Here is a 24,894-nt window from a genome sequence, read left to right on the forward strand (position 1 = left end):
ACTTTTCTATGATTTGACATTAGCTATAAAAAGATTCATTAACTTGCCACAATTCCATCTTACTCCTTTCATTTTGAAATACTATCCTATAAAATGCTGTATAATATGAAGGGATCTTCCCTCCATTTATAGGTATGTTACTTTTAGTTAGGAGAACTATTTTCTATGGCTCAATCTCTTCATTCATATGACGAAATTACCTTTAAGCAATTCGTTTTATTTATAAAAACTCATCATCAACAATTAGAAGAAAATCTATGCATTTATTTAAATCAGGACGACACTCTTTCTCCTGATGACAAAAAAATAATCGGAGCAATATTGGACTCGTTTTTACTATTTTTCGTTACCTACAACATCGAGGAAACTGAAGATGATTTCGAAAGCCATATAATCGTTTGGCTGAAATCACAATTATCTCTCTTATCTATAAAAAGCTTTAACCTGTTCCGTTTAATTTTTGAGAAAGCATTAATCACATTAATGATTCAAATGAAGTACAATCGAAGCACCTCAATTCTCATGTGTTTGTTATCCATCTATTCTCAACTTATCTATCGTTTTAATGAATGGATAAATGAAGATAAGACAGATGTCTATTCGAAATTTTCCCAAGACAAAACTAAACTCCAGTCCTTGGATCGTTTAAATAAACTCCTTATACGCTCCTCAGGAGTACATGACTTTGCGCATATTTTAAAAAAATGTGAGGAGTTTTTTTCATATAGACGATGCGTATTCTATGCGTATATTCCTTGGTCCAATCAATTTTATGGGGTAATCGGTGCCGAATTGCCTAAAGTTCAAAGCATGAAAGGTCAACTAAGTTCAAGAGAAACGACGATTTTTAATACACAAAAAGCTATCTTTTTAAAGAACCCTAAAGGATATGTAAAGGATGAACATATCGAATTATTTAATCTTTCATCCGTTATATTTGTACCACTTACAAATAAGCAGCAAGTTTTTGGCTGGTTAACCTTTGATCAATTGGGAGAAGAGTTCGATTGTTCGAAGGAAGAGCTAGACTTTCTGGAGGAGGTAGGAAATCGACTAGGTTTATTTTTATCTAGAAGTGGCGAAAGTACATCGGGATTGCCTAATCTCCATTTAACAGAAAGAGAAAGCGAGATCCTCGATTTACTGGCTGAAGGGCATGACAATAAAAAAATGGGAAAAATTTTGTATTTAAGTGAGCATACAGTAAGAGATTATGTTAGTAGTTTAATGACAAAATTAAAAGCTAAAAATCGTACACAAGTTGTCGCCTACGCCTTTCGATATGGTTTATTAAAATAATAACAATCGTAGGGGCAGATTTGATCTTCCCCTTTATACATATTGTAAAAAAAGTGAGTATTTTATAGTTTCATCTGTTTTCTTATCAAATTCACGCGATCGAAAACCAAATGTAATTGTTACCTTCACTTCATATGGTGAAATAATTTGACTACTTGTATCAATCGTTGTTCGAAAAAACATCCCTTCCTGATCCGAAAAACCATAATCAATCCCTCGCAATGCACAATTGGCCTGATACACTTTATATGGATAGGTTCGGTACGTACGGGATATGGTTCTTCCTTTTTCAAACGCTTCAGGAAAACGAACATCATCCTCGATAATTTTCAGCATATATATCACCTCTTAAGATTTATATGCGTTTTTTTAAGAGAGTAGTATTTTATTCATGAATAACTATAGAACCTTTTTGGAATATATAGAATTGGAGTATACACATGAAAATTGGTTTAATCAGACATTATAAAGTGTTGAAAGATTACCCGAAGGAGAAACGACTATATTCTGCAGAAGAGGTAAAACAATGGTTTGCAGAATATGATGTTGCAGAAATTGAATACAGAAACGATCCTCCAAAAACGACTGAATGGAAAGCCTGTTATTCAAGTCCTACGTCAAGGGCTATAAAAACAGCCAAACATCTTTATGATCGGGACATTATTGAGTTAGAGGAGCTTCAAGAAATTGCTGTACCTGTTTTCAGTACAAGATTAAAATTGCCTTTTATCGCATGGGCATTATTAATTCGCTTTGCCAATCTATTTAATAAGCAAACAAGAGAAGAAATAAACCAAACAAAAAAGAAAATTAATTACGTGTTAGATGAAATTTCGAAAAGTAATAAGGAAGATATACTCATTATTAGTCATGCCGCATTGATGTTTTACATAAGAAAAGAACTTTTAAAAAGAGGCTTTACCGGGCCCAAATTCACCATTGCCAAAAATGGGGAATTGTATGAATTTATATTGTAACTTTTTGCTGAATTCTTTTGTGATTTTGAGGACCAATATCCAGGTTACCCCTTAACTTTGGCTCCATTCTGACGCTTATTTTTGTGAAAATGTAAGAAGTGAGAAGGTAGAGGCTAGGCGCCGAGACTGTGGTGCTCGAATCTGTTGCATTCGGGAAGATGGGGGCGGGATTTCCATGCTTTCCTTCTCGAATCCGCTTCTTTCGGGTAGATGAAGGCGCGATTCCTCTCCTTTCCTTCTCGAATCCGTTTCTTTCGGGTAGATGAAGGCGCGATTCCTCTCCTTTCCTTCTCGAATCCGCTTCTTTCGGGTAGATGAAGGCGCGATTCCTCTCCTTTCCTTCTCGAATCCGCTTCTTTTGGGTAGATGAAGGCACGATTCCTCTCCTTTCCTTCTCGAACCCGCTTCTTTCGGGTAGATAAAGGCACGATTCCTCTCCTTTCCTTCTCGAATCCGCTTCTTTCGGGTAGATAAAGGCGCGATTTCCATGCTTTCCTTCTCGAATTCGCTTCTTTCGAGAAGATTATTGCACGGTTTCTATGCTTTACTGCTCGAATCCACTACTACTTTAGAATTTTATTAAAACAACCTCCTTTGTTCCGAAACTTGCTTTCCATCACCAATTACATACCCCATCGATTTATAACAAACTAATCGTTTATCATACATTGCTTTTAAAACTAGGACCTTTTCGTCCACGTAATCATATACTTGAACTTCTTGCTTGGTGGAGTAATGACGATGTAGGCGACCAACATATTGTTGTAGGCTTCCCTTCCAAGAAATCTGCATTGTTAAGAATAGTATATCTAGGCGTGCATCATCTTTACCAATAATTGTTTTAAATAGTAGTTTTCCCTTTGTAGTTGAGCATAGTCTTTCATTCGACATTAAGTTATGTATAACAGCATTATATCCAATAAGTTTAAGAGAATATCACAGAAGGTGCAAAATGAAAATTAATGATAAAGTAATCTTTATGTGTAATCAAGGAGAATACTCCCCTGCCTTTACAGATCGATTAAAACGAAATGTCCTCGACCAGTTGGGATTAAACAAGGGAGTAAAGAATAAAGTCTAACAAGTAAACGGACAGTTCTCTTGCTTATCGAAGCAAAGGAATTGTCCGTTTATGATCGGTTAGTTTTATATATTTTGTCCTGTTTCAAGTTCTCAATTTCTTCTCGAAGTTATTTTACCCTTCCTTGAATGTTTTAGTAAATACATTTTACGAAAGATAAACAAGGTTTTCAGTTTTCTATCACGTACTTTAGACACTAAAGTCAGGTTATTTCTGACTAAGCTCACTTTTTCTATATAATTCTCTACCAAATGTATCAATGTGACTTTTCAAATTTTCATTATTTATTTCTTCATATTGGACGATGTCAAAGAAATAAGGTAGTGGAAATTCTTCGTTTAAAAGATCGTCCAACTGATAAAGTGTTTCACTAGTCACATTTTTACCTGATATCGCAATATCGACATCTGACCCTTTTTTATAGTTCCCTAGAGCCCTACTTCCAAAAATGATCGCTTTATCAATTTCTTTTAAATTTTCCATTGCTCTTCGTATATACTCAAAATCTCGATCCAATAATCCAAACATCGAATCATTCCTTTGAAAGTTTGTCATATAATGATTTAAAAATTGGAACATAAACTTGAACGATTTCGCGAACAAACTTTTTTGCAAATTCTTCATCATAAGTATGAGTAGTTAAATTTCGTTTGGAAAGGGCATCAATCCAATTATGACCTTCCTCAATTAATCCTATTTGAAATGCCTGTTTTAACGTTTCTCTGGGACTTTTCACTATATACCCCTGTGATTCTAAATAGTCCTTTAATACTTTCCAAGCCAGCTCAAATGTAATTTCAAAGAATTGAATGATTCCAGCTTGTTCTAATTCAGTTTTAATCTCTTGTTTAGAATACCTCTCTAAAAGTTTAAATGACCTTTCAAAGTTTTCAAACCTTTGTCTCCATCTAGTATCCTTTAACGAATCCATACATGATACCTCCTTATAGGGTCTATTCAAGTTATCTCAAGAGGAATAGTTATATGGAAAATATTCTTTATCTTATAGCAAATACCTTTAAAAGAATTATTTATTATATTTCCACTTCTTGGACAGCGCTCACAATTCAAACAATTTAACATTTATTAACCAATATTACTTGTTATTTTAACAAATATCCACAGCTACCTAATAAGAAAAAAGCAATTCCCTTTTTAGTTTACATCCGATCCGGTGACGGCAGCCCCAGTACGGTCAATGCATCCCCGATGGTTTCTTTGAATTTTAACGTAAGCCAAAGTCTAAACGCCTTTTTGTCATTATCCGCTTTAATAATTGGGCAGGCTGCATAGAAATTATTGAACAAAGTTGCTAGCTCATGTGCATACGTACATATCTTGTGGGGGGATAATTCATTAGATGCCGCATAAAGCGTATCCTGCCAAGTGGCAATATGTCTTAGTAATGCGTATTCTGCCTTATCCATATGATTTATTTCATTCGGTACCACTTGCTCCGAATACAAGTCAACTTCGGCTTTACTTAAAATGCTAACCGCACGTGCGTGAGAATACATTAAATATACACCCGTATTTCCTGTTACTTCTGTCGCCTGTTGAATGTCAAAAACGACCTCGGTTAACAAACTAAAACGAAGAAGGTAGTAACGGATCGATGCTGCCGCAATCGTTCTACTCGACAATCCACTTTTATCCGAACGTTTATTTTCAATAATCCCTTCCATAAGATCAAGTAAATCGGATATTTTAATTCCTATTCCTTGTCTTCCAGACATGGCGTACGATGCTTTTCCATCCGTTGTATCTAAACCAAGTTCCATTGCTGCCGCCGGGCTTAAAGAAACGACACCGTAACTGACATGACGAAGTTTCTCTGCCTGTTTCGTATATCCTAATATTTCAAGTGCTTGTTTCACCATTGCTTGCGGATACTCTTGTCTGTGGTCAATAACATTGATGACGATATCCGCTTGACCAAATGACGCATCAGTTCCATTCATATTCGTTGTCCATAGTCCTTCTGAAAAACGTTTATACATGAAATCCTTTTCCAGCAATCCAAATTTCCACAGATGATAAGCAATGTCTTTTGCCGTATAAGTTAAAATGCCATTGGAACGAACTAACACTTTATCCATACTATGTTCGGATTCGGTATCTTCTGCAACAGTTGTAGGCTGTTTCAACACCCAGCACCCCTCCAACTTACCGGAAGTTTCCTGGTGAAATTGTTTTGTTTTTTTAAGTAAGTTAAACGCTGCAGTCCAAAATCCTTCTCTTACAATATTGCTTTCCCATACCAACAAATCATAATGAATGTCAAACTCATTCATTTCTTCGATATGTTCACGAACTATTCGGTCCGCAACAAGTAACCCGACCCAAGACAAATTTTCAATCCCCTCTTCAAGTGAATGTAAAACATTTGTCCTTTGTTCAAGTAATGGAGGATTTTTTTCATATTGCTTATTTACCGTAGAGTAAATATCCCAACAGAAATCACCAAAACGAGAGTGCTCTTTTTTATATGGAATATTCAAAATACCAACAACTGTGTCCGCAAGTTGATTCCCCAAATCATCGATATAATTATGCACTTCTACCTTGTATCCGGCTCTTTTTAAAAGTCGTACAAGAGAATCACCAATACACGAATTTCTTAGATGGCCAATATGGGCCGATTTGTTCGGATTGATAGATGTATGTTCAATAACTACCTTTTCGCCGTTATTCAATGGAAATTTAAAATCCCTCTTAACCCATTGATTCCAATCGATAGACATATTGATAAATCCTGGTGGAGCTACTTCAATTTTGTAAACTAAGCCCTCCATTTCCCCTTCTTCTTCCAGTTTATTTTTCAACATGTCCGCAATTTGAATCGGTGCTTTCCGTAAAACTTTCGCAAGCTGCATCGCAACATTTGTCGAATAGTCACCATGTTCTAAATGTGATGGTTGTTCAACAGAAATTTTCAAATCCTCATTATAGTTGAGACCCATTTCATGAAAAAGACTGTTCACAGACTTTTCGATGTTGTTTATAATCAACTGGCTTATCATAAAAAAAACCTCCTTTAAATAAAAAAAGCCTCCATCTCTTTAAAAAGAGACGAAGGCTTTTGCATTCGCGGTACCACTCTTGTTGTTAAACTTTCCGTTTAACCACTTAATAAGATAACGGTCTTAGCCGTGACTTCCTACTAATCATTCAAAAGTCATTCTCATGGGTCCGTTTCACTGCTAACCCGGTACCGGCTCCCACCAACCCGGCTCGCTTTTGACTCGGACTCAACAATTACTCTCCCAATCCTAGAAACTGTTGTATTTTTAAACATTATATCCAAATAAACAAAAAAGTCAATCCTTCATCTGGTTCTCTTCATTAAGTACCACAAAAAGTTCGGTAAGGTGTGGTTGACTTTGGCAGTGTAGCGTATTCAACTTGTTCATCAGAGTGTTCGTAAGGATTTGAAAGTACATGTAACAGCCGCTTCATCACACCATAGTCTTCTTTTTCAACAGCTGCTTCCAGTGCTTCTTCCACCCGATGGTTCCGTGGAATCACTGCTGGATTGCTATTTCTCATCAATTGATTTGACTCCGTTTTCGATTCCGTTTGTCTTTCTAGTCTTGATTGCCAGCGCTCATACCACTGAACAAACTCCGTTGCTCCAAATAAGTTACTATTCTCACGCTTATCAAATGTTAAAGCAATAAAAGTATTCGTATAATCCGCTTGATGTTTTTTCATCATATCAAGGAGATTCGTAACAAGTGAATCATCTTGTTCCTCCTCGTTAAAAATTCCTAGTTTCGCTCTCATCCCTTCTATCCAATAAGAGTGGTACAGTTCGCCAAATTTAGAAATCTCTCCTTGGGCAAGCTTCACCGCCTGCTCTTGATTGTCATGCAAAAGTGGCAATAAAGATTCAGCAAAACGAGAAAGATTCCACGCAGCCATATACGGCTGATTTCCATACGCATAGCGTCCCTGAATGTCAATCGAACTGAATACCGTTTCGGGATCATAAGTATCCATGAATGCACATGGACCATAATCAATCGTTTCTCCACTAATCGTCATATTATCCGTGTTCATTACGCCATGAATAAAACCAACCAATTGCCATTTAGCAATCAGTTTAGCTTGGCGATTAATTACTTCTTTAAGGAATGAAAGATATCGGTTTTCGTTTTCCTCAAGTTCTGGATAATGCCGTTTTATTGAATAATCAGCTAAAATTCGAAGTTCTTCCACTTTACCTAAATTCGCGACATATTGAAAAGTGCCGACACGAATATGACTGGAGGCTAATCGGGTCAAAATTGCCCCTGTTAGCTCCGTTTCTCGGACAATTGACTCACCCGTTGTTACTACGGTCAGACTTCGAGTGGTAGGAATCCCAAGTGCATGCATGGCCTCACTAATAATGTATTCCCGCAACATTGGTCCGAGTGCTGCCCGGCCATCTCCACCTCTTGAATATGGTGTTCTGCCTGCACCTTTTAGCTGGACATCGACCCTTTCACCTTGGGGAGTAATCTGCTCACCGAGAAGCACTGCCCTTCCGTCCCCTAACATTGTAAAATGCCCAAATTGATGCCCTGCATATGCTTGAGCAATTGGGGATGCACCATCAGGAATCCTATTCCCTGCAAGTATTACTACCCCATCATCACTTTGCAACTCCTTAACGTTCAAACCCAAGGATTTCCCGATCTGTTCATTGAGAATAATCAACTTAGGTGATTGTACTGGTGTCGGGTCGGTGGGAGAAAAAAATAACTTTGGCAGACGAGTGTAACTATTGTCAAAATTCCACCCAAATTCCTTATTTGTTGTCATCGATTCTCCATCCTTATTTGTATTATCGTACTTCTTAATATGAATACTATTTCTTATATCACTCATATTACACAAAAAGATAGTTAAAAGACATTATGTTTAATTTCTACTCCCAGCGATTTATTATGCTGATGGATTACAAGATAACATCATTCGACTAGTTTCAACCAGTTCTTTTCTTAATCAAACGTTTGATTAAATAATGGATAAGAACGCTTCGTTACTGACTTTTGATTGAAAGAGGAGGAAAAAATATGTCGTAAAGAAAGAGGATTTCTCTTTTAAAAAAGATATGAAAACATTAATGAAAGATGATAAAGAAATCATTTAAGGAGAAGGAGAATAATTAAGTAGTCTATTCAAATTCGATAGAAAAACTGTTGACAGAATAATTTTAATAATATATAAATAAATTATCAAACCTATTTAACTATGTAATTGTATGGCTGGAGATGAAGAGATGCCATAGTCACTAAAAACACGATTGATGTTTTTTTTGGCTATGGCTTTTCTTGTTTTCCTGACATTGGATTACACAGTATAAGGGGAAGGGGAGTTTTTGATGAGTTTTGAGCATTTAGATTCGCCGAAGTTAAAGCGTTTCCAAAGGAAGATTACGCTTTTATCAGCGGCAGGTACTTTTCTTGATGGCTTCGATTTAACCGTTATTGCTGTTGCAATGCCCTTGATTTTAAGTCAATGGGATATCGGGCCGGGATTACAAGGTTTAATTACATCTTCAGCTGTTATTGGTTCCTTTATTGGAGCACTATGGCTCGGTAATTTAACTGATAAGTTTGGTCGAAAAGCCATGTATGTTGTTGACTTATTGGCGTTCGTTATCTTCGCAGCTTTAACTGCTTTTGCACAGGCACCATGGCAGCTTATTTTATTCCGTTTCTTATTAGGGATTGGTATTGGTGCAGATTATCCTATTTCAGCTACCCTTGTTTCCGAATTTAGTTCAACAAAAAGTCGTGGAAAGCATAGTACATCGTTAGGAGCAATGTGGTTTGTAGGAGCTGTTGTAGCTTACATTTGCGGCATTTTACTAGAACCTCTTGGCCCTAGTGCTTGGAGATACATGTTATTAATTGGCGCTGTTTTTGCACTTATTGTTTTCTATTTTAGGGTAACTCTACCTGAATCTCCAAGATGGTTGGCTTCCCGTGGCCGTGAGAAGGAAGCAGAAGAAATCATGTTGAAAATTACAGGACAAAAAGTAATCATAAAGCCAAATACAGACAAGAAGCAAAAATTAAGTGATGTCTTTTCGAAAACATTGTTTCGCCGTACATTTTTTGTATGTGGATTTTGGTTTTGCTATGCGGTAGCCTATTATGGTATTTCCATGTATACACCAACTATCCTCAAACCATTCACACATGGTTCTCAAATGATGGCATATATCGGTTCTGGTACCGTTAGTTTACTCGGACTTCTAGGAGCTATTATCGGAATGAATATCGTAGAAAAAATCGGAAGAAGACCATTGATTATTACTTCTTTTACAGGACTTTCAATCGCGTTAATAATTTTAGCTCTTAATCCAAGTCCAACTATGGCATTCTTGGTTATCCTTTTTAGCCTTGCCGTTTTATTCGCTAATATGGGTGGAGGAATTCTAAACTTTGTCTATCCAACTGAATTATTTCCTACCAGTATACGGGCCAGTGCCTCAGGATTAGCAACTGCAGTAAGCCGAATTGGTTCAATTTTGGGAATATTAGTCTTTCCACAACTTGTCGCAGCCTGGGGAAACAGCAAAGCATTATGGCTATTTGCTGTTGCTGGTTTAGCAGGATTGCTTATATCAGTGTTCTTGGCGCCTGAAACAAAAGGAAAGAACTTAGAGGAACTAAATGATGAAGTATCATCAGCACTTAATAATAAATCGAGTGTAGGAGGCAATCATGGAAAAATGGCTTAGTCTTTGGTCAATTGGACAACACGGAACATTAAGTGATTTTAGAGCGATAAAACAATCCGGTTTTAATGGAATTGAGATATGGGCTGAACAACATCGCTCAAAGGAATATTTAGAGTATGCCAAACAAGTTGGATTAAAAATTGGAATGCATCTGCCCTTCCATGATTTAAATTTAGCTACTCCGGATCCGGTTGTGTATGAAAGAACCTTTCACGTATTAACCGAATGGATGGAGACCCTATCTATATATGGAGGACAACATGCTACATTCCATGGTGGATATGCATGGTCCTCGGAAGAAAGGGATGAAACATTTATTAGAATTCAGGAACGCTTATTATTGCTAAATGAAAAAGCAAAGCAATATGGCATTGAATTATTATTAGAGAATCTTATCCCGGACAAATTAAATTATTGTCACCATATCGCATCCAATGTAGAAGAGTGGCTCGATTTAATTCACAAAGCTAATATTAAAGCTTGTCTTGATATTGGACATTTAGCTGTAATGGGAGACGATTTAGAAACAACAATTGCTAAATTGGGCAGCGCTTTAGGTGCCGTTCACTTATCAGATAATGACAGGAAGTCAGATCTTCATTTGCTTCCCGGTGAAGGAGAAAATTTATCAAAAGACTTAAACAGTTATTTAGAAGCTAATCAATATTCAGGACCAATCGTGTATGAAATTAACCCTTATAAATATTCTTTGCAAGATATAATTGAACACATAACAAAGGTTAATGTGTAGGTTTAGATTATTGTAATGTTTTATCATTTTGAAAATATACTAACAATATAACAATAGAATAACCGTAGGAAAGAGAATGAAGAGAAAATCCTCAAGCTTGTATGATCTAGTTAATGCTAGGTCTCCTAAGCTCGAGGATTTTCTTTTTATTTGTATTTATTACATCAGCGATTAGGAGGCATAAGAATGACTAAAGGGTTTATTTTTGATTTAGATGGAACCGTTTATTTAGATAATCATTTGATAGAAGGAGCAGCAGATACTATCCAATACTTACTTGATAATGGACATAAAGTAGTCTTTTTTACCAATAAGTCAATTGCTACTCGTCTAGATTATGTAAAAAAATTAAATCGACTTGGGATTAATGCAACAATAGACAACATTGTTAATTCAAATTATATTACCGCTAACTATTTAAAACGGCAGATGATCCTTTCGGATGCTGCATATGTCATTGGGGAAGAAGCATTAATAAACGAATTAAAAAATGAAGGTATTCGCTTAACAGAAGATTCGGATGAAGCAACTTATATTGTGCTTGGGTGGGACCGCCAATTTACCTATAAAAAATTAAATACAGCCTATCAAGCTTGGGTGAAAAATAAGGCGGTTATACTTGCAACGAATCCTGATCGCACTTGTCCCGTTGCTGGCGGACAATTGCCTGATTGCGCTTCAATGATTGGCGCTTTAGAAGGAGCTACTGGAGAGACGATAGACCGAATCATGGGAAAACCGTCCAAATTAGCGGCGGATATTGTGGTAAATGATATTCTACAACTGCCTCCCGAACAATGCTATATGATCGGAGATCGGTTAGAAACAGATATTCGGATGGGCAATGAGAATGGAATGCATACGATTTTGGTCTTAACTGGAATTACTACGATTGATATGGTAAAAACATCAAATGATCGGCCAACCTATATTCTTGAAAGTATCAAAGAAATCGCCAATTTACATGAGATCGTAACAGCTTAATCGTAAATCAATCATACCGAATGTGGAAAAAGGGGTGAGGAAGATGCAGGTAATATTGGAAAATTTCAATATTGAAATGATTGTAAAGCTTTTAATATCAGCCATTTTAGGTTTGGCTATAGGTCTTGAAAGGGCGTTAAAGAGAAAACCGTTAGGATTAAAAACAAGCTTAGTCATCTCTATCGTCAGCTGTCTTTTAACCATCGTCTCCATTCAAGCAGCCTACTTATTCCCTGCATCGGACGTAGTAAAAATCCAAATGGATCCCCTTCGACTAGCAGCTCAAATTGTTTCTGGAATTGGCTTCTTAGGTGCAGGTGTCATACTTAGAAAAGAAGACGATACAATTTCTGGTTTAACAACTGCAGCAATGGTCTGGGGGGCGGCTGGAATTGGTATTGCTACAGGTGCCGGTTTTTATATTGAGGCTATTGCAGGTGTCGTTTTACTAATCGTTAGTGTTGAATTAATCCCTAGCCTAATCAAGCTAATCGGTTTTCAAAAACTTCACTCAAAGGAAATTTCATTAAAGCTCATTATAAAAGATAGAAATGATATTCGTGGAGTCATCCAAGCTTTACAAGATAAAGAGATGACTATGGATTATATTCACATCAAGGAATTGGATGATCAATATTATTTATTGGATTTAAAGGTGCAAGTGAGCTATCGGAATAGCACATCCGATATTTACGAAGGTGTCTCACAAATTGATACAATTTACCGAACAGAAATCAGCGGTTAATAGAAAAATCCCACAGAGGTGGGATTTTTCTTCTTATCTAAACCATTTTACTATGTTGGTTTTCACTTTATATATCTAAATTCCAAAGTGCAGGGTCCCCGGAGGAAATGGCAAGTGCTCCCGCTTCCAGTCCCTGCAAGATTTCCTCTTTTGAGCTAATTAATCCCCCTGCGATAATCGGCAAATTCACTTGGGCCGTAAGACGGTCAATAATGCTCGGCATAAGACCCGGTAACACTTCAATAGCATCCGGATTACATGTTTGGCACATATCTATCCCTTTTTTAATTGCACCTTTATCAATTAGAAAGATCCTTTGAATGGTCATTAATCCTTCCTCTTTAGCATATTTAATCAAAGAATTTTTAGTAGTAATAATACCAGTAGGATTCCAGCTTTTTGCTATATACTTTATGGCACTTTTCGTATTTGAAAGACCTTCAATAAAATCAATATGGATAAATATTTCTTTATTTGCCTTTTTTAATCTGTCTAGGTGCTCTGTCATGTTTAATAGATTGCCTGTTAAAAGGAAAACGATATTTGAACTGCTTGTGATAGCCTTATCAATATCCCCTTCATTTTTGATTGATGCGATGACTTGTGACTGTACTAGATCGACTATATTCATATTTGCATCTCCTCATTTAGTATCGTTTCTAGTATCCATTTCTACAAAGAAAACGATAATTCCTCCCTCTACATCATTGTTGTGGGTTGACCGCTTTTTCTAATTCATTTTCCAATTCGTATTTCATTTTTTCTGTTTCATCAGTGGTCCATTCCATCCAGCTTTTCATTTCTTCTATTACTTTTTCCTTCCACTTTCGGACCCAGTGAATATCGAAATAAATGCTTCCGGTTCTCCTAATAAAAAAGTCGACGGGTTTAATGACCATCTCATGTTCCATGCTATACATAAGCTGAGCGTATACGAAAGCGGATAATTGCTGATCAGTTTGTTCACTATAGGTCTTTGCATAGTTAAATAATATATCTACATTGGAGCCATACTTCTTTGCAAGCTCTTTGCCTTCATCAATTGTTAATCCAAATCGAATAGCTTCCGTTGATTTTTTTTCAATAAAATCCTTATAATTTTTAAATTCTCCACCCGAAATAGGATAATGGATTGTCTGACAAGGTTTTAACGTAATCCCTTCAGATTGAGCAAGCTGACTAGAAATGAGATCAACCACATTTTCCGCCATCTTGCGGTACCCTGTAAGTTTTCCCCCGGCGATTGTAATAAGTCCGCTCTCAGATTCCCATATTTCATCCTTTCTAGAAATTTCAGAGGGGTCTTTTCCTTCCTCAAAAATTAGTGGCCGAACGCCAGCCCAGCTTGACTCCACATCCTCTTCAACTATCATGACGTCCGGAAACATATCATGGATGGCATTGATAAGGTACTTACGATCATCCGCAGTCATCCTTGGATGCTGAGGATCTTGATCATAAAATGTATCTGTTGTTCCTACATACGTTTTTCCATCCCTTGGAATTGCAAACACCATTCGTTTATCCGGGGTATCAAAATACACGGATTGTTTTAATGGAAATATATTTTGGTCAATAACAATATGAACTCCTTTTGTTAAACGGAGTTGTTTATTATTTTTAGAGAAATCGTTTCCACGAACATGGTCTACCCAAGGACCAGCCGCATTAACGATCTTTTTGGCATAAATTTGATAGGTTTCACTTGTAAAGATGTCCCTCACATTGATTCCATTTACTTTTTTATTAGAATCATATAGAAAACCTTCTGCCTTTGTATAATTAACGATATCTGCCCCCGCTTCTACCGCTGCTTTTATCACCTCGATTGTTAAACGCGCGTCATCTGTTCTATATTCAACATAGTATCCTCCCCCCTTTAATCCATCTTTCTTAATTAACGGTTCTTTTTGAAGCGTCTCCGTAACGTCAAGCATCCTCCGTCGTTCATTTCTTTTCACCCTTGCTAAAAAGTCGTATACTCTGAGTCCAATAGAAGTAGAAAATTTCCCGAAGGTTCCTCCCTTATGAATTGGAAGCAGCATCCATTCTGGTGTCGTTACATGCTGTCCGTTTTGATAGACAATCGCCCTTTCTTTTCCTACTTCAGATACAACATTTATTTCGAATTGTTTTAAATACCGAAGTCCCCCGTGTACCAATTTCGTTGACCTGCTTGACGTACCAGCTGCAAAATCCTGCATTTCTACAAGTGCCACCTTTAATCCACGTGTAACAGCATCCAAAGCAATCCCCGCACCGGTAATTCCACCTCCAATAATCAATACATCGTATTGATTATTGAGCATACACTCTAACGTGTTACTTCTTGTTCTCTTCGAAAATTCATTACTCATGTTGCACCCTCTCCTTCACTAATTCAATTTGCTTTTCAATAATTGAATACAAAACAAAAAGAGACCACTACAAATAATTTGGAGCAACTCCAAACCTTTGTATGGTCTCTCTTAATCTCTAACCATAGTATGAATTTTATATATATTCTAACATATAATAAGGGGTCCATCCAGCTTTTTATCCTAAAAGCTCAAGTCTTCTTTAAAATATCACTTACTTCTTTCGGAGTTCGCTAAATATTAGAAAGCGCATAATTCAAATTACTACAATCAACAACCAACGTAGAGTATAATAACGAGTAGCTATCATGGTTAAACTAACTAGAATGACTTCAGTAAATTTGAGTAACTAACTAGTAGCAACATACAATGGAAAAGTAATTTTGTATGCACAATAATTATTGGAGGTTAGAAAAAATGGTTCTACCTAATTTTGAAGAAAATTTGCAGAAATATGCAAAACTTTTAGTTTCGAAAGGAATTAATGTTCAAGCGGGTGATTGGGTAAAAATGACGATTACTGTTGATCAAGCTCCTTTAGCACGATACATAACAAAAGAAGCCTATCAACTAGGGGCTGAAAAGGTAATTATCAAATGGTCAGACGATGAAATTAGTAAACTGCATTACTTACATCAACCAAAGGAAATTCTCACGAATATTCCTGAATATGAAATTCAAGAATCTGAAGACCATGTTCTTAATCATCGTGTTAGTCGCTTATCAATCGTTTCTAGTGATCCGGGTCTATTGAATGAAGCTGATCCCGCTAAAGTGGCTGCTTATCAAAATGCTGCAGGTAAAGCATTCAAGGCTCAACGCATTGCCACCCAAAATGATGATTTGAAATGGACAGTTGCCGCTGCTGCTGGAGCAGGCTGGGCTGCACATGTATTCCCTGACCTATCAACTTCCGAAGAACAAGTAGATGCGTTATGGGATCAAATTTTTAAAACATGTCGTGTATATGAAGAAGATCCAATCGCTGCTTGGGATGAGCATAAAAAAATATTGAATGAAAAAGCAGCTATATTAAATGACATTCAATTTGACGCTCTACACTACAAAGCACCTGGTACTGATCTAACTTTAGGCTTACCAAAGAACCATATTTGGGCAAGCGCCGAAAGCTATAGTCCAAAAGGGGAAGAATTTATCGCGAACATGCCTACGGAAGAAGTTTTCACTGCACCTGATACCCATCGCATGGAAGGTGTTGTCCGCAGTACAAAGCCATTAAGCTATGCAGGGACACTAATTGAAGGTATTGAGGTTCACTTTAAAGACGGAAAAATCGTAGACATTTCCGCCGAAAAAGGTGATGAAGCGATTAAAAAATTGGTATTTGATAATGAAGGTGGAACCGGGCTAGGAGAAGTAGCTCTAGTTCCAGACCCATCCCCAATTTCTCAGTCTAATGTAACTTTCTTTAATACACTATTTGATGAAAATGCATCCAATCATTTAGCAATTGGTTCAGCGTATCCAACAACCATCCAAGGTGGAACGAAAATGAGCCAAGAGGAATTGTTAAAACATGGTATGAACACATCTATTGTTCACGTTGACTTCATGATTGGATCCGACAAAATGGATATTGATGGAATTAAACAAGATGGCACCGTTGTTCCGATCTTCCGAAATGGAGACTGGGCAATCTAGGTCATAAAAACGGCATCCCTGCCTTTGAAACAACTTATTACAAAGGCAGGGATGCCGTATTAACAATTACACCTTCTTTATTTTAACATTGTTGCTTTCAAAAATTCCTTCGTCCGTGCCTCCTTTGGACTATTAAAGAACTTCATTGGTTTGTTTCTTTCAATGATTCTTCCTTCATCCATGAAAATAATCGAATCGGCAACCTCACTGGCAAAACCCATTTCGTGGGTCACCACTACCATCGTCATTCCTTCATCAGCCAACTCTTTCATTGTTGCCAGCACTTCACCAACAAGCTCAGGATCGAGGGCGGATGTTGGTTCATCAAAAAGCATAATATCAGGTTTCATCGCTAAAGCCCTTGCAATTGCTACACGCTGCTTTTGCCCTCCGGAAAGCTTGCTTGGATAAACATCCGCCTTATCCTCAAGACCTACTTTTTTGAGCAGCTGTTTCGCTTCTTCAACCGCCACACTTTTGGAAATCTTCTTTACCTTGGTGGGGGCTTCAATGATATTATCAAGAACCGTTTTATGCGGGAAAAGATTAAAATGCTGAAACACCATTCCCACCTTTTGGCGGACATGATTAATATTATGAGTCTTCGGCATAATCTCTTCGCCTTGGATAAAAATTTTTCCACTATCCTTTTTTTCTAAAAAATTCAGACAGCGTAACAAGGTACTTTTCCCCGAACCAGACGAACCGACTAAGCACATAACTTCACTTTCATAGATTGAAACATTAATATCCTTTAAAACATGTAAACTTCCAAACGATTTATTCAAATTTTCGATTCTAATCATCTCACGTTCACTCATAGGTATCCCCCTCCTATCATTCACTTACTGCCAGTCTTTTTTCAACTAAGCTTACAACGATTGTTAACAAGGCAACGAGTACTAAATAGTAAACAGCGACGATTAACAAATAAGTCATCTCATCAAAATTATTCGATCCTAATGTCGTCGCTATATTGAACAATTCATTCATCGATATGAAGGCTGCCAAAGAGGAATCTTTCAATCCAATAATAAATTGATTTCCAAGCGGTGGCAGAGCTCTTTTGAATGCTTGTGGAAGAATAATCCTGCGCATGGCTAATCCTCTCGTCATACCGAGCGATCTTCCGGCCTCCATTTGCCCTTTATCAATCGACTGAATCGTCCCACGAAAAATTTCTGCAATATACGCACCGTTATGAAAGGCAAGAGCAAGTGCTGCTGCCCAAAAATCTGGAATAAGAAAAAGGCCACTAAAACCGAAATACAAAATAAATATCTGAACAATTAGTGGGGTTCCCCGTACAAGGAATACATATATATCAGAAATATAGCCGAAAACTTTAACTCTTGAAATTTTTAACAAGGCAAAAAATAACCCGAATACGATTCCAATTAGGATGGAGACGACCGTTAACTTTAAGGTCCATAACATCGCCTCAAGGAAAAGGCCCTTGCTATTTATTAATGTATCAAAAAAATGCGAAATACTTGGCAAAATAAGGTCACCCTTTCTATGTAAATGATCTATTATTCTGGTTTTCTCGTAATATCTTGGCCAAAATACTTTTTACTAATTCGAGCAAGCGTACCATTATCACGAAGTTTTTGAAGTGCTTCATTCACTCGTTTAAGAAGTTTTGGATTATCTTTGGGAACGACAATGGCCTGTTCACTTCGTTCAATTAATTGCTTTCCATTAATATCGAAACCTTCTTTTTTTGCACTTTTTCCGGTGACAAAATCAGTAATCACTGCATCATGCCTACCGATACTTAAAGCTTTTAATGCTGTAATATCACTGTCGTACATTTTTATATTATCCGTATACTTTTTTGCTGTATCAGCATACGTAGAACCTTTTGCCACAGCAACTTCTTTACCTTTTAAATCATCCACGGTTTCAATTTTGCTATCAGGCCTAGTAAATATTTGGGGTCCCGAGTAATAATATGGAGTGGAAAAAGCAACTTGCTTGGCACGTTCGGAGTTAATGGTGTGGCTTGCGACAGCGACATCTGCTCTTCCTGTCTTTATACCTTCAATAAGTCCTTTGAATTTCATTCTTTTCTGAACTGGTTCGAGCCCTAATTCCTTTCCAACAGCATTGCCTACCTCGATATCGAAACCAGTCATCGATAAGTCATCATTTTTCACATAGCTAAAGGGTTTAAATTCCCCCGAGGCTGCAAAAATAAATTTCTGCTTATCAATCAGCTCGGTTCCATCCGATAGCTGTTCTTTCTGGGCACAGGCTGTTAATATCGCTATTAAAAATATGCCTGTGATCATATGTATCAATCGTTTCCTCATGCCCGATGATTCTCCTCTCTTTTCAAGCCATACTATGTATTTACCCAGCAAGCATTAATTTCAACCATAGAAAAAACATTCTTTGCTTTCAGGAAATTTGAAGACACCTATATACCAAGATTTAGGTTCATTTTTTTTAAAATAAAAATGTTATCATTACTAATAGAAGGATTTACTTATCAACTTATCTCCATATATCTAAAAACTATGAAACAATTAAACAACTTTTTCGTCTTAAATAATGATAATATTATGATTTAGAAAGGGTATAACATTGAAAAAGAAAAAGAGAAAAGGAAGATTTTTATTTATTATTCCACTCACATTATTATTACTTTTTTATATACAATCAAATAAGCAACCAAGTATTCACCTGAATAATAACTCAAATAATAAATCCACTCCTACATTCCCCACGGAACTCAATCCGGTAGTAAAAGAACGGACACAGCAATTAGTCCAACGAGCAGCGAAGAAAGGAATCACGGTCGTGATCACGGATGATTTTCGCAGCGCAGCAGACCAAAATCAACTTTATAAAAAGGGACGGACAGTTAGCGGATCAGTTGTAACGAATGCTAAAGGCGGCGAGTCCTATCATAATTATGGGCTTGCAGTCGATTTTGCATTAAAGAACCATTCTGGAGACATTATTTGGGATATGCAGTATGATGGGAATAAAAACGGTAAAAAAGATTGGTACGAAGTGGTAGATATAGCAAAAGCTTTAGGCTTCTCTTGGGGTGGCGACTGGGTAAAGTTTAAAGATTACCCACACCTTCAAATGAATTTTGGTCTAAGTATTTCTGATTTACAAGCTGGTGCAAGGCCGGATGCTTCCTCTTTAACTGCGGATACGAATAAATAGGCCGAATCGTATTTGATTTGGTCTTTTGTTTAGTTTCCTTTTTTAATGGTTTTTTTAGAATAAACATTAGACCGTTTCTTTCCTAAATATTCCGCGTTTCTTCGCTCTTAAAATAGGAAGAACGAGATTTGCGAGGTTAAGATGAGTATGTAACATTGAAGTAACCGAAGAATCCAATCTCTATGATGCACAAATAACTTTTTATGATTCGCAAATCGTTTTCTATGCGACTCAAATAACCTTTTATGATCCACAAACTTGTATTTCACCGTTCGAAATTGGGCTTATGATCCGCAAAAGACTTTCTATGATCCACAAACCATTTTCTATGCGGCTCAAATGAAGTCCTATGATCTACAAACCTGTAATCCTCGCTTTGTTAAAAGCAATCATCTTCAAAAAAGGAGATTCCTAACCACTATCCTTTTAGACGTTCTTTCTATTCATACTTTCGCACCAATAAGGAAAACTATAATTACGACAACAATAACTGGAGCGAAAATGTATGAGAAAAGTGTTTCAAATTTTCAAAAATGATTGGGTAAATGTGTTTAAAACACCGATTGCACTATTTTTGATTATTGCTTTAATGATCCTTCCATCATTATATGCCTGGTTTAATCTTAAAGCCTCATGGGACCCATATGGAAATACATCACATATTCCCATTGCTGTATCCAATGCAGATGAGGGGGCCGTTTTACGAGATAGAAATATTGATGTGGGGAAGGAAATCGTCAACACATTGAAAAAAAATAATGCGCTTGGTTGGACATTTGTCAGTGAGAAGAAAGCAGCACGTGGATTGGAACATGGGGATTATTATGCCACCATTTATATTCCAAAGGATTTTTCAAAACGTATCACCACTCTTTTAGATGCCCAACCAAAAAAACCGGAGATTATATACAGTGTGAATGAAAAGATAAATGCGATTGCTCCGAAGATTACATCCAAAGGTGCATCAACAATAACGGAAAATGTAAGTTCTAACTTTGTTAAAACAGTTAGTAAGGCCGTCCTTACTGAATTTAATAAAATTGGCATTGAATTACAAAGGGAATTACCGACTATTTTAAAAATGGAAAATCTTTTATTTGAATTGGAAAGGTATTTACCAGATATTCAGGACATGGGAAATAAAGCTTTGGAGTTTGAAAAGAAATTACCGGAAATTCGAAAACAAGGACAAAAAATTATCGCTTTAGAAAAAATGCTTCCCGAAATCAATCAATCGTCAAAACAGATATTGAAGCTGGAGGATAAGCTCCCAGAACTTAAAAACATTGGAAGTGAAATCGTCACTTTACAAACAAAGCTGCCAGACATCCAAAAAGCAGCAAATAAAGTAACGGAAATCGACCAACATTTTGACACTATACAAAAAGGGATTCAAACAGCATTAGATGACACGGCAAAGGCTCAGAAAATCATTCAAGCAGCCCAAGGGTCAATGCCTAAAGTGGAACAGGTAGTAGGAAATGGAAAAGAGATGGCCGCCGCTGCAAATGACTTTTTAAATAAAAGTGAAGCTACTTTTGCCTCAATGATTCCGATTGTAAAGCAAAATTTATTACTTTTAAAACAAACAGCTGATACTGTCAACGGGTTAACGAACAGCTTAAAAGATAATAGTATAAATCCGGAAACAGCACTACAAATGTCACAAGCTTTGGATGAACAATTGACGAACGGGATCAACGAAATTAATCGAACCACCGGATTGTTTACTCGTATCAATGAGAATATGCCAAACAAACCACTTACAGGAGTCATTCAGAAACTTTGGGATGCAAAGGCCAAATTTGAACAACAGCTTTCACTCGTCAGAGAAATTGAAGGACCCTTAAAAGAAGGTAAGCAACCGAATTCACAATTGGTTTCACAATTAAACCAAACATCGCAACAGGCAAGTCAATTATTAAATACTATTCTTGATCGTTACGATTCGGAAATTGCACCAAATATTACGCAAGGGTATAAAAAGCTTATACAAGTAACGAAAGATTCGGCTTCTGTGTTAAATACAGCCCAAGATAAACTGCCTGACATTAAACAAATTTTACAGGATTCAGCGAAGGTAGCGAACTTTGGTTATGATCGCTTAAAACAATTGCAGCAAGATCTTCCTGATATCGAAAAAAAGCTACATGAAACAATACAAAAGATCCAAACGGCCATGCCAAAAGTTGTTCAAGGAGTAAATGCTGCGGCAGACTTTTTTCAAAAGGACTTTCCAAAATTAGAACCAAAAATTCATAAGGCGGCGGATTTTGTACGAAATGATCTACCAGGTGTTGAAAATGATATTCGACGGGTTGCAGAGCTCATTCGCACAAAGCTTCCCGAAGTAGAAGAAGCAACACATAAAATTGCTAATTTAGTTCGCAATGACTTGCCCGGCCTGGAAAAGGCAGTTAAAAATACAGCAAATAAAGTAAGGAAGTTTAATAATGAGGAAAATTTAGGAGACATCATTGAACTGTTAAAAAATGATATCAATAAAGAAAGTGATTTCCTCGCAAACCCTGTTCTATTAAAGGAACATAAAGTATTTCCTATTCCAAACTACGGATCAGCGAATTCACCTTTCTACACAACGTTAAGTCTTTGGGTAGGTGCACTACTCTTGATTTCCTTATTACGGGTGGATGTGGAGAATCCAGAATCGATTTATTCACCCTATCACGAATATTTTGGAAGGTTCCTTACTTTTGCTACGATTGGTTTTTTCCAGGCGTTAATTGTTACTTTAGGGGATATGATCCTCCTGAAAGCATATGTAGCAGATAAGATACCATTTATTCTATCTAGTATTTTTATCAGCTTCGTATTTATGTCTATCGTTTATACACTCGTTTCGATTTTCGGGAATGTAGGAAAAGGATTGGCGATTATACTGCTCGTACTACAAATTTCAGGGTCGGGAGGAACCTTTCCCATTCAAGTAGCCCCACCTTTTTTCCGAGCAATTAACCCATTTCTTCCATTTACCTATGCGATTAATTTAATGAGGGAAACGGTCGGTGGAATGGTGCATGAATTGGTTATCTACAACGTCATGTTTCTCTTGCTATTTTTAATCATAGGGTTTGGCTTAGGTATTTTCTTGAAAAAGCCGTTGGCAAAGTATACCGAAAAAGTAGCTAAACAAGCGAAAAAAAGTAAGCTTATACATTAAAGAACAAGGGACGATAGTAGCTTGATGCTAGATCGTCCCTATTGTATGTTACTTCCCCAACAGATGCGCTTTAATAAAAGAAAAAAGAAGTTGATAAAATGGCATGATTTCTCTCCGCACATTCGTTAGTGGACATATAATCAGTTATATTTATAAAATGACCCTAATTTAATAGGAAAGCGGACACTGAGTCCCTTATTAATGAAAAAACAGAAGGAAATGACTACTTTTTCACTAAATAAAGGAACCTCTGTCCGCAAACATAGAGAATGAACCTGTTTTGTCACAGATAACGGATCGGGTGTCCGTCAACCTGAATAAAAAGGACCTCGGCAAATTTGACCGAGATCCTTCTATAAAATACTTAATTAATCGTACAAATCCTAAGGAACTAACCCTTATTTCGCCTCAGCAGGCTTCATTTGTGTGGTTTCCTGTGAATTTAACTTATTGACGGCTTTATTGCTTGTATCGACACGTTTAACAAATAGGGCTAATACTAAAGCGACAATATTTATTGCTAGAGCCACATAGAATGAATATTGTATACCGGCTAATAAAGATTTTTGCGTTAATAAAGCTTCTGTAGCTTTATTAAAAGTTGTTGGGTCGATGCTTGTCATCAAGTCTTCTGCTTTTGTCTTTGTCACGGAATTCATAATAGTTACAAGGACGGCAGTACCAATCGAACCGGACACTTGCTGTGCGGTATTGTTTATCGCAGTACCATGCGGATTTAAGCGATTTGGTAATTGATTTAGACCGTTTGTCATAATTGGCATCATTACCATAGACATACCAAACATGCGAAGCGTGTAAACTAAAATAATATAAGAGTAACTAGAGTCGATTTGTAAGTTTGCTAACATGTATGTTGAAACTGCTGTAACCAAAAGTCCTACCACAGCAAGAATTCGCGGACCAAATTTATCGAATAATTTACCTGTTATTGGTGACATGATACCCATTATTATTGCACCTGGAAGCATCATTAAACCGGAATCAAGCGGTGATATACCTCTTACGCTTTGTACATATGCTGGTGTTAAAATCATTCCAGAGAACATTGCTACTGCATTTACAATTGCAATAATGGATGCAAGTGCAAACATTGGGTACTTGTATACACGTAAATCTAAAAGCGGTTCCTTCAGTTTCAATTGACGGATGATGAAAGCTATTAAAGCAACAGCACCAACAATTAAAGTTGTTAAGACTAATGAATCCGTCCATCCATCTGAACTTGCGGAACTAAATCCATATAATAATCCACCAAAACCGAAAGTAGATAATAGAACAGAGAAGTAATCAAGAGTAGCCTTTTTGTTTTGATCCATTACATTTTTCATTTTCCAAATTGCTAACAGTAAACTAATAATCGCTAACGGTAAAATCATTTTGAATAGGATTCGCCAGTCATAATACTCAACAATATAACCCGATAATGTTGGCCCAATAGCAGGGGCCGTAATCATAACTAATCCGAAAACTCCCATTGCTGTCCCACGTTTTTCACGAGGGAAGCTAACTAACATAATATTCATTAACAAAGGTCCCATTACAGAAGAACCAGCTGCTTGGATCATTCGCCCAGCAAGTAATACACTAAAGTTTGGTGCAAACGCTGCCGTCGCAGTACCTAGTGTAAAAATCGCCATAGCTGTAATAAATAAATTACGATTTGAAAAGCGTGTGATTAAGAAAGCTGATGCGGGAATTAAGACACCGCTAACTAGCATATAGCCTGTGGCAAGCCACTGAACGGTTGAATAATCTTTAATTTTTAAATCCACCATAATAGAAGGCAATGCGACATTTAATAACGAGTTATTTAGAAAAGAAACAAATGCGCCTATAAATAAAATTGCCAGCATTAAATACGGTGGTTTCTTTTGTTGTATTGCTGAATCCATATTTTTGTATCCCCTTTTTTTG

The 24,894-nt window shown here is 36.8% G+C and carries 22 protein-coding genes and 1 other annotated feature; of the genes, 10 read left to right on the forward strand and 12 right to left on the reverse strand.

Annotated features, from left to right (window positions below; genetic code table 11):
- Positions 1 to 165 precede the first annotated feature (165 nt).
- Entirely contained in the window at positions 166 to 1,299 is a 1,134-nt protein-coding gene (locus I5776_RS18600; protein WP_202778026.1) for a LuxR C-terminal-related transcriptional regulator, read from the forward strand.
- Between the two features lie 33 nt (positions 1,300 to 1,332).
- On the opposite strand, the gene I5776_RS18605 is transcribed toward I5776_RS18600, so the two are convergent.
- On the reverse strand, positions 1,333 to 1,635 hold the full coding sequence (locus I5776_RS18605; protein WP_202778027.1) for a hypothetical protein: 303 nt from the start codon (positions 1,633 to 1,635) through the stop codon (positions 1,333 to 1,335).
- 104 nt (positions 1,636 to 1,739) lie between these two features.
- On the opposite strand from I5776_RS18605, the gene I5776_RS18610 reads away from it, so the two are divergent.
- Entirely contained in the window at positions 1,740 to 2,276 is a 537-nt protein-coding gene (locus I5776_RS18610) for a histidine phosphatase family protein (RefSeq protein ID WP_202778028.1), read from the forward strand.
- Positions 2,277 to 2,855: 579 nt separating this feature from the next.
- On the opposite strand, the gene I5776_RS18615 is transcribed toward I5776_RS18610, so the two are convergent.
- A complete protein-coding gene (locus tag I5776_RS18615) occupies positions 2,856 to 3,167 on the reverse strand; it encodes a hypothetical protein (RefSeq protein WP_202778029.1) in 312 nt (103 codons plus the stop codon).
- Positions 3,168 to 3,228: 61 nt separating this feature from the next.
- Here I5776_RS18615 and I5776_RS21685 point away from each other — a divergent pair, with 61 nt between their 5' ends.
- Positions 3,229 to 3,357 carry a hypothetical protein gene (locus I5776_RS21685; protein ID WP_281397269.1) on the forward strand — a complete coding sequence of 43 codons (129 nt, stop codon included), beginning with the start codon at positions 3,229 to 3,231 and terminating at the stop codon, positions 3,355 to 3,357.
- A gap of 207 nt (positions 3,358 to 3,564) precedes the next feature.
- On the opposite strand, the gene I5776_RS18620 is transcribed toward I5776_RS21685, so the two are convergent.
- From I5776_RS18620 to I5776_RS18635, 4 genes are all read right to left on the reverse strand, one after another.
- Positions 3,565 to 3,885 (reverse strand): nucleotidyltransferase domain-containing protein, encoded by a 321-nt coding sequence (locus tag I5776_RS18620; protein WP_202778030.1) that lies wholly within the window; start codon positions 3,883 to 3,885, stop codon positions 3,565 to 3,567.
- A 4-nt stretch (positions 3,886 to 3,889) separates the two neighbouring features.
- Positions 3,890 to 4,288: a nucleotidyltransferase substrate binding protein gene (locus I5776_RS18625; protein WP_202778031.1), complete on the reverse strand. Its 399-nt coding sequence runs from the start codon at positions 4,286 to 4,288 to the stop codon at positions 3,890 to 3,892.
- Between the two features lie 229 nt (positions 4,289 to 4,517).
- Positions 4,518 to 6,380 (reverse strand): arginine--tRNA ligase, encoded by a 1,863-nt coding sequence (locus I5776_RS18630; RefSeq protein WP_202778032.1) that lies wholly within the window; start codon positions 6,378 to 6,380, stop codon positions 4,518 to 4,520.
- A gap of 42 nt (positions 6,381 to 6,422) precedes the next feature.
- Positions 6,423 to 6,640: a binding site (T-box leader), on the reverse strand.
- A gap of 62 nt (positions 6,641 to 6,702) precedes the next feature.
- Positions 6,703 to 8,166: a protein adenylyltransferase SelO gene (locus tag I5776_RS18635; protein WP_202780861.1), complete on the reverse strand. Its 1,464-nt coding sequence runs from the start codon at positions 8,164 to 8,166 to the stop codon at positions 6,703 to 6,705.
- 562 nt (positions 8,167 to 8,728) lie between these two features.
- Between I5776_RS18635 and I5776_RS18640 the strand changes: the two genes are divergently transcribed.
- The 4 genes from I5776_RS18640 to I5776_RS18655 all read left to right on the forward strand — a co-directional run bounded on the left by I5776_RS18640 (position 8,729) and on the right by I5776_RS18655 (position 12,576).
- Positions 8,729 to 10,096: an MFS transporter gene (locus tag I5776_RS18640; protein ID WP_202778033.1), complete on the forward strand. Its 1,368-nt coding sequence runs from the start codon at positions 8,729 to 8,731 to the stop codon at positions 10,094 to 10,096.
- Positions 10,080 to 10,847, forward strand: a complete 768-nt coding sequence (locus I5776_RS18645) for a sugar phosphate isomerase/epimerase family protein (protein ID WP_202778034.1) — start codon at positions 10,080 to 10,082, stop codon at positions 10,845 to 10,847. Before I5776_RS18640 ends, I5776_RS18645 begins: the two co-directional genes overlap by 17 nt.
- 186 nt (positions 10,848 to 11,033) lie before the next feature.
- Complete coding sequence (locus tag I5776_RS18650; RefSeq protein WP_202778035.1) at positions 11,034 to 11,831, forward strand: HAD-IIA family hydrolase; 798 nt, start codon at positions 11,034 to 11,036, stop codon at positions 11,829 to 11,831.
- Between the two features lie 43 nt (positions 11,832 to 11,874).
- Positions 11,875 to 12,576, forward strand: a complete 702-nt coding sequence (locus I5776_RS18655; RefSeq protein WP_425490297.1) for an MgtC/SapB family protein — start codon at positions 11,875 to 11,877, stop codon at positions 12,574 to 12,576.
- Positions 12,577 to 12,643: 67 nt separating this feature from the next.
- On the opposite strand, the gene I5776_RS18660 is transcribed toward I5776_RS18655, so the two are convergent.
- Both I5776_RS18660 and I5776_RS18665 read right to left on the reverse strand, forming a co-directional pair.
- Positions 12,644 to 13,207, reverse strand: a complete 564-nt coding sequence (locus I5776_RS18660) for a glycerol-3-phosphate responsive antiterminator (RefSeq protein ID WP_202778036.1) — start codon at positions 13,205 to 13,207, stop codon at positions 12,644 to 12,646.
- A 73-nt stretch (positions 13,208 to 13,280) separates the two neighbouring features.
- Positions 13,281 to 14,933 (reverse strand): glycerol-3-phosphate dehydrogenase/oxidase, encoded by a 1,653-nt coding sequence (locus I5776_RS18665; RefSeq protein ID WP_202778037.1) that lies wholly within the window; start codon positions 14,931 to 14,933, stop codon positions 13,281 to 13,283.
- 417 nt (positions 14,934 to 15,350) lie between these two features.
- On the opposite strand from I5776_RS18665, the gene I5776_RS18670 reads away from it, so the two are divergent.
- The gene (locus tag I5776_RS18670) at positions 15,351 to 16,595 is read left to right on the forward strand and encodes an aminopeptidase (protein WP_202778038.1); all 1,245 of its coding nucleotides are present in this window, start codon (positions 15,351 to 15,353) and stop codon (positions 16,593 to 16,595) included.
- A 77-nt stretch (positions 16,596 to 16,672) separates the two neighbouring features.
- Here I5776_RS18670 and I5776_RS18675 read toward each other — a convergent pair whose 3' ends face one another.
- From I5776_RS18675 to I5776_RS18685, 3 genes are read right to left on the reverse strand one after another with little or no spacing between them, the layout of a single operon-like run.
- Entirely contained in the window at positions 16,673 to 17,416 is a 744-nt protein-coding gene (locus I5776_RS18675; protein WP_281397270.1) for an amino acid ABC transporter ATP-binding protein, read from the reverse strand.
- Positions 17,417 to 17,432: 16 nt separating this feature from the next.
- Positions 17,433 to 18,095, reverse strand: coding sequence for an amino acid ABC transporter permease (locus I5776_RS18680; RefSeq protein WP_202778039.1), 663 nt, complete (start codon positions 18,093 to 18,095; stop codon positions 17,433 to 17,435).
- 32 nt (positions 18,096 to 18,127) lie between these two features.
- Positions 18,128 to 18,910, reverse strand: a complete 783-nt coding sequence (locus I5776_RS18685; protein WP_202778040.1) for a transporter substrate-binding domain-containing protein — start codon at positions 18,908 to 18,910, stop codon at positions 18,128 to 18,130.
- Positions 18,911 to 19,184: 274 nt separating this feature from the next.
- Between I5776_RS18685 and I5776_RS18690 the strand changes: the two genes are divergently transcribed.
- Both I5776_RS18690 and I5776_RS18695 read left to right on the forward strand, forming a co-directional pair.
- A complete protein-coding gene (locus I5776_RS18690; RefSeq protein WP_066235503.1) occupies positions 19,185 to 19,778 on the forward strand; it encodes a M15 family metallopeptidase in 594 nt (197 codons plus the stop codon).
- Between the two features lie 505 nt (positions 19,779 to 20,283).
- Positions 20,284 to 22,959 carry a YhgE/Pip domain-containing protein gene (locus I5776_RS18695; protein ID WP_202778041.1) on the forward strand — a complete coding sequence of 892 codons (2,676 nt, stop codon included), beginning with the start codon at positions 20,284 to 20,286 and terminating at the stop codon, positions 22,957 to 22,959.
- Positions 22,960 to 23,357: 398 nt separating this feature from the next.
- Here the strand turns inward: I5776_RS18695 and I5776_RS18700 are convergent, their stop codons facing one another.
- Positions 23,358 to 24,872: an MDR family MFS transporter gene (locus I5776_RS18700; RefSeq protein ID WP_202778042.1), complete on the reverse strand. Its 1,515-nt coding sequence runs from the start codon at positions 24,870 to 24,872 to the stop codon at positions 23,358 to 23,360.
- Positions 24,873 to 24,894 lie beyond the last annotated feature (22 nt).

Origin of the sequence: Heyndrickxia vini (assembly GCF_016772275.1) — a bacterium.
In the GTDB taxonomy this organism is placed as follows: Bacteria; Bacillota; Bacilli; order Bacillales; family Bacillaceae_C; genus Heyndrickxia; species Heyndrickxia vini.

Bases quoted from the DNA above. Each gene is read 5' to 3' on its own strand.
- I5776_RS18630 (WP_202778032.1), bottom strand. From the start codon at position 6,380: ATGATAAGCCAGTTGATTATAAACAACATCGAAAAGTCTGTGAACAGT.
- I5776_RS18620 (WP_202778030.1), bottom strand. From the start codon at position 3,885: ATGTTTGGATTATTGGATCGAGATTTTGAGTATATACGAAGAGCAATG.
- I5776_RS18695 (WP_202778041.1), top strand. From the start codon at position 20,284: ATGAGAAAAGTGTTTCAAATTTTCAAAAATGATTGGGTAAATGTGTTT.
- I5776_RS18600 (WP_202778026.1), top strand. From the start codon at position 166: ATGGCTCAATCTCTTCATTCATATGACGAAATTACCTTTAAGCAATTC.
- I5776_RS18645 (WP_202778034.1), top strand. From the start codon at position 10,080: ATGGAAAAATGGCTTAGTCTTTGGTCAATTGGACAACACGGAACATTA.
- I5776_RS18615 (WP_202778029.1), bottom strand. From the start codon at position 3,167: ATGTCGAATGAAAGACTATGCTCAACTACAAAGGGAAAACTACTATTT.
- I5776_RS18635 (WP_202780861.1), bottom strand. From the start codon at position 8,166: ATGACAACAAATAAGGAATTTGGGTGGAATTTTGACAATAGTTACACT.
- I5776_RS18700 (WP_202778042.1), bottom strand. From the start codon at position 24,872: ATGGATTCAGCAATACAACAAAAGAAACCACCGTATTTAATGCTGGCA.
- I5776_RS18670 (WP_202778038.1), top strand. From the start codon at position 15,351: ATGGTTCTACCTAATTTTGAAGAAAATTTGCAGAAATATGCAAAACTT.
- I5776_RS18640 (WP_202778033.1), top strand. From the start codon at position 8,729: ATGAGTTTTGAGCATTTAGATTCGCCGAAGTTAAAGCGTTTCCAAAGG.
- I5776_RS18665 (WP_202778037.1), bottom strand. From the start codon at position 14,933: ATGAGTAATGAATTTTCGAAGAGAACAAGAAGTAACACGTTAGAGTGT.
- I5776_RS18605 (WP_202778027.1), bottom strand. From the start codon at position 1,635: ATGCTGAAAATTATCGAGGATGATGTTCGTTTTCCTGAAGCGTTTGAA.
- I5776_RS18675 (WP_281397270.1), bottom strand. From the start codon at position 17,416: ATGAGTGAACGTGAGATGATTAGAATCGAAAATTTGAATAAATCGTTT.
- I5776_RS18610 (WP_202778028.1), top strand. From the start codon at position 1,740: ATGAAAATTGGTTTAATCAGACATTATAAAGTGTTGAAAGATTACCCG.
- I5776_RS18625 (WP_202778031.1), bottom strand. From the start codon at position 4,288: ATGGATTCGTTAAAGGATACTAGATGGAGACAAAGGTTTGAAAACTTT.
- I5776_RS18660 (WP_202778036.1), bottom strand. From the start codon at position 13,207: ATGAATATAGTCGATCTAGTACAGTCACAAGTCATCGCATCAATCAAA.
- I5776_RS18655 (WP_425490297.1), top strand. From the start codon at position 11,875: ATGCAGGTAATATTGGAAAATTTCAATATTGAAATGATTGTAAAGCTT.
- I5776_RS18650 (WP_202778035.1), top strand. From the start codon at position 11,034: ATGACTAAAGGGTTTATTTTTGATTTAGATGGAACCGTTTATTTAGAT.
- I5776_RS18685 (WP_202778040.1), bottom strand. From the start codon at position 18,910: ATGAGGAAACGATTGATACATATGATCACAGGCATATTTTTAATAGCG.
- I5776_RS21685 (WP_281397269.1), top strand. From the start codon at position 3,229: ATGAAAATTAATGATAAAGTAATCTTTATGTGTAATCAAGGAGAATAC.